Source organism: Streptosporangium brasiliense (genome assembly GCF_030811595.1).
GTDB classification, from domain to species: domain Bacteria; phylum Actinomycetota; class Actinomycetes; order Streptosporangiales; family Streptosporangiaceae; genus Streptosporangium; species Streptosporangium brasiliense.
Map to the genome: position 1 here is coordinate 4457609 of NZ_JAUSRB010000002.1, position 13529 is coordinate 4471137.

At 74.5% G+C, this 13529-nt stretch carries 8 protein-coding genes; 1 reads left to right on the forward strand and 7 read right to left on the reverse strand.

The window, feature by feature from the left end; translation table 11 throughout:
• Positions 1-30: 30 nt before the first annotated feature.
• The 5 genes from J2S55_RS29115 to J2S55_RS29135 form a co-directional block, all read right to left on the reverse strand.
• The gene (locus tag J2S55_RS29115) at positions 31-387 is read right to left on the reverse strand and encodes an STAS domain-containing protein (protein ID WP_306867506.1); all 357 of its coding nucleotides are present in this window, start codon (positions 385-387) and stop codon (positions 31-33) included.
• A gap of 46 nt (positions 388-433) precedes the next feature.
• Complete coding sequence (gene fxlM / locus J2S55_RS29120; RefSeq protein WP_306867508.1) at positions 434-1627, reverse strand: methyltransferase, FxLD system; 1194 nt, start codon at positions 1625-1627, stop codon at positions 434-436.
• Positions 1628-1802: 175 nt separating this feature from the next.
• Positions 1803-4046 carry a SulP family inorganic anion transporter gene (locus tag J2S55_RS29125; RefSeq protein ID WP_306867511.1) on the reverse strand — a complete coding sequence of 748 codons (2244 nt, stop codon included), beginning with the start codon at positions 4044-4046 and terminating at the stop codon, positions 1803-1805.
• A 72-nt stretch (positions 4047-4118) separates the two neighbouring features.
• Complete coding sequence (locus tag J2S55_RS29130) at positions 4119-5654, reverse strand: hypothetical protein (protein WP_306867514.1); 1536 nt, start codon at positions 5652-5654, stop codon at positions 4119-4121.
• A 183-nt stretch (positions 5655-5837) separates the two neighbouring features.
• Positions 5838-6404: a YbhB/YbcL family Raf kinase inhibitor-like protein gene (locus J2S55_RS29135; RefSeq protein ID WP_306867516.1), complete on the reverse strand. Its 567-nt coding sequence runs from the start codon at positions 6402-6404 to the stop codon at positions 5838-5840.
• Positions 6405-6524: 120 nt separating this feature from the next.
• On the opposite strand from J2S55_RS29135, the gene J2S55_RS29140 reads away from it, so the two are divergent.
• Complete coding sequence (locus tag J2S55_RS29140) at positions 6525-9905, forward strand: AfsR/SARP family transcriptional regulator (RefSeq protein ID WP_306867519.1); 3381 nt, start codon at positions 6525-6527, stop codon at positions 9903-9905.
• A 90-nt stretch (positions 9906-9995) separates the two neighbouring features.
• On the opposite strand, the gene J2S55_RS29145 is transcribed toward J2S55_RS29140, so the two are convergent.
• On the reverse strand, positions 9996-10376 hold the full coding sequence (locus J2S55_RS29145; protein ID WP_306867522.1) for a hypothetical protein: 381 nt from the start codon (positions 10374-10376) through the stop codon (positions 9996-9998).
• 1 nt (position 10377) lies between these two features.
• Positions 10378-13500, reverse strand: a complete 3123-nt coding sequence (locus J2S55_RS29150) for a DEAD/DEAH box helicase (RefSeq protein ID WP_306867524.1) — start codon at positions 13498-13500, stop codon at positions 10378-10380.
• Positions 13501-13529: the final 29 nt, after the last annotated feature.

Sequence of the window (13529 nt, forward strand, 5' to 3'; positions counted from 1 at the left end):
GTCCCCCTCCGGCCCTGAGGGGTCCGGCCGTCAGCGGGCGGCCAGCGACCGCAGCGCCTCGTCCAGGGTGCCGAAGACCGGCAGCCGGGCCGCCAGGCCCGTGATGCGCAGCAGCCGCGCCGGCTGCGGGGTCGGATCGGCGTAGACGACGACCGCGTCGCCGTCGGCCAGCCGCCTGCGCATCGCCAGCAGCGCGGCCAGCCCGGGGGAGTCGATGAAGGTGAGCCCGGAGAGGTCCACCAGGGTCGCGGGCCGGGAATCGCCGGTGAGATAGTCGTCCACCCAGACCCGCAACTGCGCCGCGGTGTTCACGTCCAGCTCCCCTTCGGGCCGCAGGACCATCGTCGTGCCGTCGGACCTCACCCGCAGGCGCAGAGCATCAGTCATAGCGGAGCCCCTTCTCTTCCCCTCTCGCTTCCCCGCCCGCGGAGGATCAATCGTCTCCCCGGCGGAAACCGCCGGCGTCCCAGGACAGCGCGAGCGTGGTGTGCCGCTTGGGGATGAGCAGCCCGCCGGCGGGCACGGTCGCGACGTGGGCGTCGACGCGCAGCCCGGCCGTCATCGGCCGGCCCGCTCCGTCCCACGCCTGGACGTGGGCGACGAGATCGGCGCCGAGCCTCACGCGGCCGGGTCCGAAGGCCCGCACGGCCGGCGCGTCGTAGGTGTCCGGCTCCAGCACGCAGAGGCTGTCGCCCTCGATGATCCCGACGACCGTCTTGAACCCCCGATGGTCGAGGAGGCCCGACGCCAGCCGCCCCGGCTGTGTTTCGGACAGCGCGCACCAGCGGGGTTCGTGCACCGCCAGCCACAGGCTCAGCCCGTCGACGAGCTGTGCGTGGCCCGCGTCCACCCCGGTGGGCAGCTCGGTGACCGGACCGTCGAGGGCCGCCAGGACATCGCCGATCTCGCCTCCCTCCGGCAGCGAGATCGTGAGGTCGGACCCCTGGTCCAGCACCCGGACCGTCTCCGGGCCGGCGAAGGGACCCCGCATCCGCATGAACCCGCAGGGCACCACCGACCGGCTCGTCCAGTGCCCGTCCGCCCGTTCCAGCGCCACCGAGCGCTGCACGCCGTGCAGGTCCAGCGGGACGACGATGCGCCCGCCGGGCCCGAGCTGCTCCAGCCAGGCGGGGGCGAGGTCCCACACCCCGACGGTGGCGATCACCCGGTCGTAGGGCGCCTGCGGCGCGTATCCCTCCGCGCCGTCCCCGCACACCACGCTCACCCCCGCGCAGCCGGCCCTGTCCAGGTGCTCCCGGGCCCGCGCGACCAGGTCGGCGTCGATGTCGACGCTCACGACCCGGCCCTCCGGCCCCACCAGGTGCGACAGCAGCGCGGCGTTGTAGCCCGTCCCCGCGCCGATCTCCAGCACCCGCTGTCCCGGCTCCAGGCCGAGCTGGTCGAGCATCAGGGCCATGATCGCCGGCTGCGAGGAGGAGCTGATCGGCCTGCCCTCCGCATCGCGCTTGGTCACGATGGCGTCATCCCGGTACGCGGTGTGCGGGGGGACCTCCGGCAGGAACACGTGCCGGGGCACCGCCCGCAGCGCACCGGCCACGGCCCGGCTGATCCCGCGCTCGCACACCTGCGCGACCAGTTCCTCCCGCAGCTCACGCCAGTCAGTCATCGCCGACCTCCAGGAGCCTCGCCCTTCCCGCGCTCGGACGGATCCTACGTCCGGACCGGGCCGGGCGGACGGTCCCGTACCGGGCGGATCATGCCGCGCCCGGACGGAGCCGTGCGCGCCGGAGTCCCGTCCCGGCCGGGATCACGCGCCTTCACCCCCGGCGCGAGCCGTACGCTCACAGCGGGCTGGCCGTGAGCGGGGGCTGCTGCAGGACATGGACCCGGGCCGTGCCGATGTCGAAGTAGAGGCCCACCAGCTGCAGGCGCCCGGCGTGGACGAGCCGGTCCACCTGGGGGTAGGTCCGCAGGTTGTCCAACTGCTGGATCACGTTGGACCTGCACAGGCGGTCCAGCGGTCCGCCGTCGTCGCCTCCGGAGGCGGCCCACCGGGCCAGGCTGTGGTCGCCGTGGCGGAGCCAGCGGCCGAGCGCGGGCAGCTCGTGGATCTTCTCGCCGCCCTCCAGCAGCGCGGCCATGGCCCCGCAGCCGGAGTGGCCGCAGACCGTGATGGTCCGGATGTCGAGCGCGCCCATCGCGTACTCGATCGCCGCCGCCACCGAGTCGTCCGGCGGCGCCGAGTCCAGCCGCGGCACCAGGTTGCCGATGTTACGGACGGTGAACAGGTCGCCGGGGCCGCTGGCGGTGATCAGATTCGGCACGATCCGGGAGTCCGCGCAGGTGATGAACAGGTGCGAGGGCTCCTGCTTGCGGGCCATCGCCGACAGGAACGGCTGGACCAGCGGGGCCGTGCGACGGTGGAACTCCCGCGCCCCGGCCAGCAGGTCCGGCACGGCGGGGCTGTCCCCCGCCGTCGTGGGCCGGGCCGGGACCAGCGGGCCCGTGGGCGCGGGCCGCCTCCGCCGCCGGTGGGCCCAGGGCAGCCACCAGCGCTCCGGCGCCCGCGGCGGGGTCTTGGCCGGAAACATCCGGGCGCCGCTGGCGGCCATGGCGTACCACTCGTCGTGGATCTCGTCGATGTCGACGGTGCCGCCGCCGCGCTCGTGGTCCTGCCTCCAGGTGTGGATGGCCTCGAAGGCCGCGTTGTCCATGAAGTCGATGTTCAGGTCCAGCTCCACCGCGGCTCCGGCCGGTACGGCGCGCAGCTCCGAGGTGAGCCGCGGCACGCCCAGGAAGGTCAGCGAGCCGCCGATCAGCACGTGCCAGCGGCCGTCGGACTCGGGCCTGGCCCGCACGCTGATCCAGGTGAGGCGGCGCAGCGCCGACAGGGCGGCGAGGCCGAGGCCGATCAGCACGCCCTCGGCGAGGCCGATCAGCACGACCCCGGCCATGGTGACGACGTAGACGGGGACCTCGCCGTGGCCGCGCAGGTTGCGCAGATGCCCCACGTTGACCATCTGGACGCCGATGAAGACCAGCAGCGCGGCCAGTGCCTCCATGGGGATCAGTTTGATCGTCCAGCCCAGGCAGAGCGCGAACACCAGGATCCAGAGACCGTGCATGGCCGTCGACCAGCGGCTGCGCGCCCCCGCGCGGACGTTGGTGGTGCTGCGCACGATGACCCCGGCGACGGGCAGCCCGCCCAGCGCGCCGGTCACCATGTTGGCCACGCCCTGGGCGGTGAGCTCCTTGTCCAGATCGGCCCGCCTGCCGCTGTGCAGCTTGTCGACGGCCACCGCCGACAGCAGCGACTCCACCCCGGCCAGCAGCGCCACCAGCAGCACCGCTCCGATGATCCCGTGCCAGTCGTCCCGCGGCCACAGCGGCGCGGTCCACCCGCTCAGGCTCTCGGAGAGGTCGACCCTGGTGACGTCCCAGCCGAGCGTCCCGGCGGTCACCGAGGCGGCGAACAGGGCCGCCAGCGGCGCCGGGACGATCCGCAGCCGCTGCGGCAGGCGGGCCCAGCCGACCAGGACCGCGATGGTGAGCAGGCCGGTGAAGACCGCGTGGCTGTGGTTGTCGGCGATCTGCTGGGGCAGCTCGATCAGGTTCCCGACCGCCGAGCGCTGCGGGCTGCCGCCCAGCACGACGTGCAGCTGGGAGAGGGCGATCACCACGCCGACCCCGGCGAGCATGCCGTGCACCACGGCGGGGGAGACCGCCAGCGCCGCCCGGGCGACCCGGAACAGCCCCAGCAGGAGCTGCAGGGCGCCCGCCATCAAGGTGATCATGCAGGTGGCGCGCCAGCCGTATCTCATGACCAGCTCGGCGACCACCAGTGAGAGACCGGCGGCGGGGCCGCTCACCTGGACGGTCGAACCGCCCAGGGCGCCCACCACCACGCCACCCGCCACAGCCGCGATGAGCCCGGCCGCCAGTGGTGCTCCTGAGGCCACCGCGATGCCCAGCGAGAGGGGCACCGCCACCAGGAAGACCACCAGGGAGGCGGGCAGGTCGTGCCGTAGCACGGATGCAATGCCACTGCTTGTGAGTGGCGTGTAACTCTTCGTGTCCGTCCCCATGGGGCAGACCTTATGGTGTCGGCCCCCTCCGCCTGGGCGGTTATCAGCGGCCTTTACATAGAGCGGGAGAAATCAGCGGTAATAGTCGGGGTAGTCCGGCTCCTGTGCCCGGTGGTGGTTGCCCCGGGAGCCGCGGCCCTGATCTTCGGGGACGGCGGCGCTCCCGGTGGGACCGGTGCCGTAGAGATCGCCGTAGCTGGGCCAGGCCGCGTTGGCGCCGTCACCGCCGCCGGAGGCGGGCTCCGGCCAGGCGGCCGGGGCCGCCGGGGTGGCGCGCTGGGCGGGATCGTAGCCGTAGCCCGGCCCCGGTCGTGCCTCGGCCGTGCGGTCGTCGTAGGGGGAGACGCTGCGGGAGGGGCCCGTCGGGGTCGACAGCGCCGGGGTGGGGCCGGTGAGCGCGTCGTCGTCGATGGTGGCCCAGCCGGAGCTGACCTCGTAGGAGGCCGCGGGCGGAGCGCTGTAGACCGGCGTTTGGTAGGAGCTGTAGGACGGCGCCGGGTCGTCGAGGATGTCGGCGGTGTTGGCGGCCGGCCACCCTCCGGAGCCCGGGGCGGTGGCCTGGGCCCAGGGGTTGTCGGAGACGGGCCTGGGCGGTTCGGGCGCCGCGCCGTACGGCGCCGCGAGCGGGTCCGCGCTCGGTGACGCGGGGAAACCGCCGCTGGTCGTGGGGCCCATCGGAGGCATCGGGGGGAGCGGTCCGGCGCCGGCCTCGGGGCCGAGGGGCCCGCCGGTCGCGCCGCGGGCGGGCATCGAGCCGCTGGAGGCCACCGGGCCGGTGCCGCGCGGGTAGGAGCCGCCCAGCGGGTCGCTCAACGGGTCGGGCCGGGAGGGCGTGCCTTTGCCGGGGGCGCCGCCCGAGGCGGAGCCGCGGCTGCTCCTGCGGGAGCGCGGGGTGTTCGGGCGCGGGGCGCGGCCCTCGCCGAAGGCGCCGGGCGTGGGGGCCGCGAAGGTCACCGTCTTCTGCTCGGCGAGCGCGGCGGTCGTGGGGGCCGGCTCCGGCTGGACCGGACCGACCAGGTCGGCCAGGCCCGAGGGCAGGGAGGAGGAGGCGACGGCCGGCGCGGGCGCGGCCGGGGGGCGGGACGGCGGCGTCCGGTTGGGCAGCGGGGCCTGCACGGTCACCGCGTCGGCGTCCGCCCGGGGAGTCTGGGAGCGGTTCGGCAGCGGCACCTGCATGGTCGCCTCGGCGTCCGCCCGGGGCGGGCCGTCCTCGCCGACGGGACGGCTGGCGCCCATCCGAGCTGCCAAGGACCCTCCGAAACCGCCCTCGTCAGCCTGGAGCCGCGTCCAGTAGTCGTCGTCGTAGTCGTCGGCCTGGCCGAACTCGTTCACGCCCCGCTTGCCGCGCGAGCCCGCCGGGCGCGGCGGGCGCGGCGGCTTGGGCTCGTCGAACGGGGTGAGGTCGGGCGAGAAATGGTTCATCTTCGGCTCACGCGTGGCGAAGTCGTCGATGGACGTGGTGGGGGTCTGCGCCTCCTTCTCCGCCATCTCGCGCAGGCGTTCCGCAGGGAGCGCGCTCTCCCTGCGGTTCATCGACCGCATTCCCAGTGCCACGACGACGAGCACGAGGAGCACGACGGCGACCAGACTTACTACGACCGCGATCATTGCACCACCCTCAAGGCCATGGCCTTCCAGCGGCGCCGGTGAGGTCGCGCGGCCATCGACGCGACCTGCCCCCTTGCATCACCTGCGCACGGACATTGGATCTGATTGTGTCGGACCACTATGAGCGTTGTCACACCCTAAGTGAAGAATTGGTAACCATTAATACCTCCGGTGTTTGGCCTGTCACTCGATGTGCGCCGTGGTGAGCCGTCCCCAGGCGATCGTCTTGTCCGCGATGCTCTTCAAGGTCTTGTCGAGGGAGGCGCCCTTTTTGAGGTCGACCTTGCCGTCGAGCGCGTAGACAGTGAAACGATAGTTCTCCCGGGCGCGACATGGAGGGGAGTAGCCCACCTTGCCGCCTGTCGTGCTTCCTTCCACAGCTCCCACCGGGACGCTGTTCTCGGCCAGTTCGTTGGTACGCGGGTCGATGTCGAACACGACCCAGTTCACCTCTCCACCGGCGCGCGCGTTGTTGTCGGCCACGATCGCGACGGACTTCGTGCTGTCCGGCACCCCCGACCAGCGCAGCGGCGGGTTGCCGACCGAGCCGTTGCACGAGTAGTCGGACGGCAGCGGAGCGCCGTCCTTCAACCGAGGACTCGAGACGTTGATCGGCTCCAGCTGCAGCCTGTCGGCCGAGGCGGAGCTGCCCACCATCCCACAGCCGGAGGAGACGACGACGAACGCCGCGGCGAGCACCGTTCCGACGGTCCGCCGCGGGCGGCGCGTAGACGTATTCGGCTGCCCCATGCCCGATGATGCTACGCGGGTCTGGAAGATGCGCAGACCGGATCGCGAGGTTCCATGGCTCGGAAATGCCCGGGAATCGGACAGAATCGAAGGATGGAGGGGGTGAGGTTGGACGCGGAAATGACCTTCGCCATCCTCGGCCCCCTGGAGATCCGCCGGCGAGGAGAGGCGGCGGAGATCGCCGGGCAGCGCCTGCGGACCCTCCTCGCCCTGCTCCTTCTCGACGCCGGCCGGACCGTGCCCGTCGGCCGGCTGGTCGCCGGAGTGTGGGAGGAGCGCCCGCCGAACGCGGTGGGCAACGCGCTGCAGGCCCTGATCTCCCGGCTGCGCGGCGCGCTGGGCGATCAGCGCGGGCTGGTGGAGGCCGACGCGGCCGGCTACCGGCTGGCCGTCGATCCTGACCGGGTGGACGCCCACCGGTTCGCCCGGCTGGCCGCCGAGGGCCGCGCGGCCCTCGGGGCGGGCGCCCCGGCCGACGCCGCGACCGCGCTCCGGGCCGCGCTCGCACTGTGGCGCGGGCCCGCCCTGGCCGACCTGGCGGGCAACGACGCCGTCGCCGCCGCGATCACCAGGCTGGAGACCCTCCGCCTGGCCGCCGTCGAGGACCGCCTCGAGGCCGACCTGCTGCTCGGACGGCAGGCCGAGGCCGCCGCGGAGCTGCCCGCCCTGATCGCCGCCCACCCGCTGCGCGAGCGGCTGCGCGGCCAGCTCATGCGCGCCCTGTACGGCTCGGGCCGCCATGTCGAGGCTCTGGCCTCCTACGAGGACGCCCGGCTGGTCTTCGCCGGCGAGCTCGGCGTGGACCCCTCACCCGAGCTGGCCGACCTCCACCTCGCCATGCTGCGCCGCGAATGGGCCGAGAGCGGCCCGCGGCCCCGGCCTCCGGCCCGGAGCGGCCCGGAGGCCCCACCGCCCGACGAGGACGGTCCGGGCTCCCGGCCGCCGGTCGAGGACGGCCGGCGCCCGCCGTCCGCGGGAGGCGGCTCGCCGGTCCGGAGCGGCCCGGAGGCCCCGCCGCCCGGCGGGAGCGGTCCGGGGCTCCCACCGCCCGGCGAGGCCCCGTGGCGGGGCAACCTGCCGGCCAGGCTCACCAGCTTCGTCGGCCGCGAGCGCGACCTGGCGCGGACGGCCGGACTCCTCGCCGAGAACCGGCTGGTCACCCTGCTCGGCTCCGGCGGCGCGGGCAAGACCAGGCTGGCCGTCGAATCGGCCGAGGCGGTCGCCGGCCGGATGCCCGACGGGGTGTGGCTGGTCGAGCTCGCCCCGGTGGCCGAGCCGTCGGAGGTCCCGCAGACCGTGTTCTCGGCGCTGGAGCTGCGCGACCCTCCGCCGCCGGCGTCCGCCGCCGGCCACGGCGCGATCCCCGTGCCCGCCCCCCGCGATCCGCTGTCCCGACTCGTCTCGGGACTCACCGGGAAACGGCTGCTGATCGTCCTGGACAACTGCGAGCACGTGGTCGAGGCAGCGGCGGAGCTCGCCGACCGGGTGCTGGCGAGCTGTCCCGGGGTACGCATCCTGGCAACCAGCCGCGAACCCCTCGGCATCACCGGAGAGCTGACCTGGCCGGTGCCGCCGCTCGGACTCCCGCCGAGCGGCGAGGACCCGGGCGAGGCCCTCGGCTACCCGGCCGTCCGCCTGTTCGCCGAGCGCGCCGCGGCCGTCCGGCCCGGCTACCGGCCCGAGGACGAGGCCGGCGCGGTGGTGCGGATCTGCCGGGAGCTCGACGGCATGCCGCTCGCCATCGAGCTGGCGGCCGCCCGCCTCCGCTCGCTGTCGGCCGAACAGATCGCGCACCGGCTCGACGACCGCTTCCGCCTGCTGACCGGCGGCAGCCGTACGGCGCTGCCCCGCCACCAGACGCTCCGCGCGGTGGTCGGATGGAGCTGGGACCTGCTGGACGGGCAGGAGCGGGTGCTGGCCCGCCGCCTGTCCGTCTTCGCCGGGGGCGCCGCTCTCGACTGCGCCGAGGAGATCTGCTCGGGGGAGGGCCTGGACCGGGCCGACGTGCTCGACGTGCTGGCCCGGCTGGTGGACAAGTCCCTGGTGGTGGCCCACAGCCACGGCACCGTCGTCCGCTACCGGATGCTGGAGACCATCCGCGCCTACGCCGCCGAGCGGCTGGCCGAGTCGGGCGAGCAGGGCCGCGTGCGGCTGGCCCACGCGATGTTCTTCACCGAGCTGGCCGAGACCTCGGATCCCGGCCTCCGCGATCACCGGCAGCTCGCCGTCATCGCCCAGATGGCCGCCGAGCACGACAACCTGACGGCCGCGCTGCGCTGGACCGTCGAGGCGGCCCGGACCGACCTGGCGCTGCGGCTGGTCGGCGCCCTGGGATGGTACTGGTGGCTGCGCGGTTACCGGGTCGAGGGCGCCCACCGCACCCGGGAGGTGCTCAGGCTGGCCGGGGACGGCGCCGACCCCGCCTCGCTGGCCCTGGCCCGGGCCTCCTACGGGTCCAACGCGGTGGGCGCGGGGATCGAGCTCGACACGGCGCGGGCCGAGCTGGAGGAGGTCGTACGGCTGGCGCCCGAGACGCTGCCCCGGCCGTGGCACCCCCTGGTCGTGATGGCGGGCCCGGTCCTCGCGCTGTTCTCAGGCCTGAACACGGACAACGACCTCTGTCTCGACGAGATGCTCGCCCACCCCGCCCCCTGGGTGATCGCCTCGGCGCGGCTGTTCCGGGGGTTCGAGCACCTGTTCGCGGGCCGTATCCCCGAGGGCAGGACCGAGCTGTCCACCGCTCTGCGCGACTTCCGGGCCATCGGGGACCGCTGGGGCGTCGCCAACGTGCTCGCCTCCCTGTCGGATCTGGACTTCCTGCACGGTGAGCCCGAACGGGCGCTGGAGGAGGTCCACGAGGCGCTCGCCCTGATGGAGGAGCTCGGCGCGGTCGAGGAGGTCGCCTACATGCGGGGGCGCCTGGCGCTCGGGCTCAACCTCGCGGGAGACCGGGCGGCGGCCGAGGAGCTCCTGGAGGAGACCCTCCGCGCCGCCATCGGCAACGGGGACCGGATCGCCGCACTGAACCTGCTCAGCGCCCGGGGAGATTTCGCCCGCGAGGACGGCAAGCTCAACGAGGCCAGGCATTACTACGCCGAGGCCATGCGCGTGATCGACGAGACCCCCAGCATCCCGCTGCACGCCCGGGCCTCGATCAACACGGCGCTGGGCCTGCTGGCCGAGCAGGAGGGCGACCTGGTCCGCGGCCGGCGGCTGCTCGGCACCGCGCTGGCGCAGGCCGCGGAGACGCGGGAGGTGGCCGTACTGGGCCTGGTGCTGATCGGCTGCGCCGGACTGGTGCTGTCGGAGGGCGCCCCGGCCACCGCGGCCGTGCTCCTGGGCGGCGCCGCGGCGGTCCGGGGCATCGACGCGGTGGTCGACTTCGACCACGTGCGGATCACCGAGCGCACGGTCGCCGCGCTCGGCCGGCTGGAATACTCCCGCTGCTACGAGCGCGGCCGCCTGCTGTCCCGGGAGGAGATCATCGCCCTCGCGGGCTAGACGCGCCGCCCGCGCGGGTCAGCCGCCGCGCGGGTCAGGCGTCGCGCGGGTCAGGCGTCGCGCGGGTCAGGCGCGCGGCGGCGGGGCGCCCTACTCGCCGCCCAGCTCCCGGTAGTGCCTCCGCAACAGGTCGAGGAGGGGGATGTGCCGTACTTTGACCGGCGGCGGCTCCAGCGCCCGCAGCAGCAGGTCCGTGGGGGCCGCCGCGGCGTCCGGCCGCGGCCGCAGCCGGCTCAGCGAGACGCCGGGGGAGTAGAAGCCGGCCGGCCGCCCGTCGAAGGGCGCCTCCGGCTCCGGAGCGGCGGTGGGGGCGGGTCCGTCGGAGAGCGCCTCCGAGGTCGGTCCGGCGGTCACGGGGGCGGGTCCGTCGGAGAGCGCCTCCGGCGCCGGTCCGGCGGTGGGGCCGGGTCCGTCGCAGGGGGCGGCCGGTGCCGGTCCGGCCGGTGAGAGCGCGTCGTCGCCGTCGGTCATGTCAGCTCACCGCCCCGGGGCCGAGCTGGAACAGCTCGCGCAGTTGCTCGGTGGACAGGTCGGCGATCCAGTCTTCGCCGGTGCCGACCACGCTCTCGGCGAGCGCCTTCTTCCGTTCGATCATCTCGTCGATCCGCTCCTCAAGTGTGTCCACGCAGACGAACTTCCTGACCTGGACATTCCTCGTCTGGCCGATCCGGAAGGCCCGGTCGGTCGCCTGGTCCTCCACCGCGGGGTTCCACCAGCGGTCCACGTGGATCACGTGGTTGGCGGCCGTCAGGTTGAGGCCGGTGCCGGCCGCCTTCAACGACAGCAGGAACAGCATCGGCTCGTCGTCGCGCTGGAAGCGCTCCACCAGCTCCTCCCGCCGGTTCTTGGACAGCCCGCCGTGCAGCCACAGCACCGGTCGGTCCAGGTGGGCGGCCAGGTAGGGCTGCAGGAGGGAGCCGAACTCGGTGTATTGGGTGAACACCAGAGCCTTGTCCCCCTCCTCGACGATCTCCTCCGCCAGCTCCTCCAGGCGGGCCAGCTTCCCCGACCGGCCGGCCAGCCGCGAGCCGTCCTTGAGCAGATGGGCGGGGTGGTTGCAGATCTGCTTGAGCCGGGTCATCGTGGCCAGCACGTTGCCCCGGCGCTCGATGCCCCGGGAGCCGTCGATCCTGTCCAGCATGTCGTTCACCACGGCCTTGTACAGCGCCGCCTGCTCCGGGGTGAGCGTGCACCAGACCTTCATCTCCAGCTTCTCCGGCAGGTCGGAGATGATCGACCGGTCGGTTTTGAGCCGCCGCAGCACGAACGGCCCGGTGGCCCGCTTCAGCGCCCGGGTGGCGTGCTCGTCGCGCCGTGTCTCGATCGGCTCCTGGTAGCGCTTGCGGAACCGCTTGGCCGGGCCGAGCAGCCCGGGGTTGCAGAACTCCATGATCGACCAGAGCTCCGACAGGCGGTTCTCCACCGGGGTGCCGGTCAGCGCCAGGCGGGTGCGGGCCGGGATCGACCGCACCGCCCGCGACTGCTGCGCCCCGCTGTTCTTGATCGCCTGGGCCTCGTCGCAGACCACCCTGCCCCACTCCAGGGCCGCCAGCGCTCCCAGGTCCCGCAGTGCCGTGCCGTAGGTGGTGACGACCAGGTCGGCCTCCCGCACCGCCGCCGCCAGCTCGCCGTCCCGCTTGCGCGTGCCGCCGTGGTGGACGTGGACCCGCAGCGAGGGGGCGAACCTGGCCGCCTCCTTCTGCCAGTTGCCGACAAGTGACATCGGGCAGATCAGCAGCGTCGGAGGGGGCGTGCCGCCCTCGCGTTCGGACAGGAGCAGGGAGAGGGTGGACACGGTCTTGCCGAGCCCCATGTCGTCGGCGAGGATGCCGCCCAGCCCCAGATCCGACAGGAAGCTCAGCCATGACAGGCCGCGCTCCTGGTAGGGGCGGAGCGTCCCCTTCAGGCCCCTGGGCACGCCGACAGGGGTGAGACGGCGCTCGGCCTCGCCGGAGAGGAGATCGCCGAGGAGGCCGTCGGAGTCCACCGCGACCAGCGGCAGGTCCTCGTCACCGCCCTCCACGACCTCACGGATCACCTCGCCCACGGTCCGCTCGCCGCCGCCGCGCTGCTCGACGACCTTCAGCGCCGCCTTGAGCTGCTGGTCGTCCAGCTCGATCCACTGGCCCCTGACCTGGACCAGGGGGATCCTGAGCCGGGCCAGCCCGGCCAGCTCCTCCTCGGTGATCGTGTGGTCGCCGATGGCGACGTCCAGCCGGAAACTCACCCGCCGGTCCAGGCCGGCCCCCTCCTCGCCGGCGACCGTCCGCGTGGTCAGCTTCAGGCCCAGCCCCTGGCGCCCCGCCCAGGCCGGCAGCAGCACGCCGTAGCCGGCGGCCCTCAGCATGGGGGCGCCGTTGCGCAGGAACGAGAACGCCCAGGCCGTCTCGACCGCCAGGCCGGACGGCTCGGGGTCGCGCAGCGCGCTGTAGAGGTCGGGGTGGAGGCGGACGGCCCGGGCCAGGTCGGCGCGGAGGACCTCCTGCGGTCGCTCGGGCAGCCAGGGGGCCCGCTCCCCGGCCCGGATCCGGTCGGCGGACAGGTAACCGGCCGCCTCTCCGGCCCCGTCCGCGTCGCCGGGGCCGGCGGGGTTGGGGGCGAGGCCGAACTCCACCTTCCAGGACGCGCCCTCCCCGGCGGGCTCGATGAGCCGGAAGCAGGCCCGGACCGGCCCGTCCAGCTCGTGCGCCGAGGCGTACCACGCGTCGAGCGCGTCGGCGAGCGGCGTCACCTCGGCGGGCCTGGCGCCGGGGAGCGCGGCGTCCTCGCCGGTCAGCGCGTACAGCCAGCGGTCGGGCAGGGGGGCTTTGGCCCCCGGCCGGTGGCCGAGGATGAGACGGTCGGGCAGCGCCAGGCGCGCCGCGCCGTCCACCAGGCCGCCCAGGGCCTCGTACAGCACGTCCTTGGCCGGGCGCTCCCCGGCCACCGCCCTGCAGACCGGCGGCATGGCCGCGGCGAGGTCGCCGAGCGCCGCCGGGTCGGCGCCGGTGAGCACGGGCCGCCAGCGGGCGGCCCGGCCGCCGTCCTCCAGGACGAGCTGGGGCAGGATCCGGCCGCGCCGCACCAGGGCGCGCGCGTGCTCGGCGACCACGGCGAAGTAGCGCAGGGAGAGCCCGGGACCCCATTCGAGCCCTTGCGCGCCCCCGTCCGTCTCCTCCGAGCCGAGGCCGGACCGGCTCGCGCCCGCCTCCGGACCGGACAGGGAGCCGAGCAGGCGGAGCGCCCCGGCCGGGGGGAGCAGCAGTGCGGGGACGCGCCAGGCGGAGATCCTCGGGTTGCGCGCCGAGCCCGTGAGCCCGGACTCGGGCGAGGGCAGCGGGCCCCTGGTGGAGCCGGGGAGCAGGATGGTCAGCTCGCGCTCCTCGGCCCCGCGCCCCACCTCGGTCCCGGTCCCGGTCCCGCCTCCGGCGGAGGTCTCCCCGGCGGCCGTCGCGCCCGGGCCGGTCACGCCGAGAGCCGTGGCCAGGACGGCCGCGGGGGCCGCGAACGGATGGGGACGGAGCGTGGCCCGGGAGGCGGGGCCGGGGGCCCGGGCGGTGTCCTCCGCCCAGACCCCCAGCCGCCCGTCCACCCATGCGCCGTGAACCACCAACACGCGATCACTCCGGTTCTCTTCGATATGTC

Excerpts from the sequence above, each read along its gene's own strand:
- J2S55_RS29115 (WP_306867506.1), bottom strand. The coding sequence starts at position 387 with ATGACTGATGCTCTGCGCCTGCGGGTGAGGTCCGACGGCACGACGATG.
- fxlM (WP_306867508.1), bottom strand. The coding sequence starts at position 1,627 with ATGACTGACTGGCGTGAGCTGCGGGAGGAACTGGTCGCGCAGGTGTGC.
- J2S55_RS29125 (WP_306867511.1), bottom strand. The coding sequence starts at position 4,046 with ATGGGGACGGACACGAAGAGTTACACGCCACTCACAAGCAGTGGCATT.
- J2S55_RS29130 (WP_306867514.1), bottom strand. The coding sequence starts at position 5,654 with ATGATCGCGGTCGTAGTAAGTCTGGTCGCCGTCGTGCTCCTCGTGCTC.
- J2S55_RS29135 (WP_306867516.1), bottom strand. The coding sequence starts at position 6,404 with ATGGGGCAGCCGAATACGTCTACGCGCCGCCCGCGGCGGACCGTCGGA.
- J2S55_RS29140 (WP_306867519.1), top strand. The coding sequence starts at position 6,525 with ATGACCTTCGCCATCCTCGGCCCCCTGGAGATCCGCCGGCGAGGAGAG.
- J2S55_RS29145 (WP_306867522.1), bottom strand. The coding sequence starts at position 10,376 with ATGACCGACGGCGACGACGCGCTCTCACCGGCCGGACCGGCACCGGCC.